The 1,129-nt window shown below is 74.2% G+C and carries 2 protein-coding genes; both read left to right on the top strand.

The features are described 5' to 3' along the window. Positions 1-821: anthranilate synthase component I family protein (locus DMC18_RS25225; RefSeq protein WP_146218230.1), on the top strand; the 821-nt coding region annotated here is incomplete at its 5' end. Beyond that, a partial coding sequence (locus DMC18_RS25220) for an aminotransferase class IV (RefSeq protein WP_199232640.1) occupies positions 818-1,129 on the top strand: 312 nt, incomplete at its 3' end. The genes DMC18_RS25225 and DMC18_RS25220, both read left to right, overlap by 4 nt.

Raw genomic sequence — 1,129 nt, 5'->3', positions numbered from 1 at the left:
CGCCCGCCGCCTACGAGGCGGCGGTGGCGGAGGTGGTCGAGCGGATCCTGGCCGGCGAGATCTTCCAGGCCAACATCGCCCGGGCCTGGCGCGGTCGCTTGGCGGGGCAGGCTGATCCCTTCGACCTTTTCGTCCGTCTACGGAGCACTAGTCCGGCGCCGTTCGCGGCCTGGCTGCGTCTGCCGGGCCGAGCCATGGTCTCGAACTCACCGGAGCGGTTCCTGAAGGTGCGCGGCGGGGCGATCGAGACCCGGCCGATCAAGGGCACCCGGCCGCGCGGCGCGACGCCGCCGCAGGACCGCGCCCTGGCCGCCGAGCTGCTGGCCAGCGCCAAGGACCGGGCCGAGAACCTGATGATCGTCGACCTGATGCGCAACGACCTGGCCCGGGTCAGCCCGGCCGGCAGCGTGCGCACGCCCGAGCTGTTCAAGGTCGAGACCTACGCCAACGTCCATCACCTGGTCTCGACGGTGGAGGGGCGGCTGAAGCCGGGCCTCGGCGTCGCCGACCTGCTGCGGGCGACCTTTCCGCCCGGCTCGATCACCGGCGCGCCCAAGGTGCAGGCCATGAAGGTGATCGCCAGCCTGGAGGGGCCGCGCGGCCCCTATTGCGGCTCGCTGTTCTGGGCGGGCTTCGACGGGGCGTTCGAGTCCAGCGTGCTGATCCGCTCGGTGGGGCTGGTCCAGGACGCCGGGGGCTGGCGGCTGGAGGCCAAGGCCGGGGCCGGCATCGTCGCCGACAGCGACCCGCTGGCCGAGCGCCTGGAGACCGAGGCCAAGATCGACGCCCTGCGCCGGGCGCTGACCGGGGAGGGGGCATGAGCATCGACGCCGTTCCGCTGACTGATCGGGGCCTGCTGCTGGGCGACGGCCTGTTCGAGACCCTGCTGGCGGTCGACGGGGCGGTCCGTCACGTCGCGGATCACCTCGACCGCATGGCCGCCGGTTGCGAGACCCTGGGCCTACCGCCGCTGGATCGCGCGGCGGCCCGCGCCTTGATCGAGGCCGCCCCCGCCGAGGCGGGTCTCACCGAGGGCCGCGCGGCCGTGCGCCTGACCCTGACGGCGGGCTCGGGCGGGCGAGGGCTGGATCGGCCCGAGGCGCCGGTCTTGCGGCTGTTCGCCTCCTGC

The organism is Caulobacter sp. D5 (genome assembly GCF_003185805.1).
Classification (GTDB): domain Bacteria; phylum Pseudomonadota; class Alphaproteobacteria; order Caulobacterales; family Caulobacteraceae; genus Caulobacter.
This window is presented reverse-complemented; position numbering and strand designations above follow the sequence as displayed.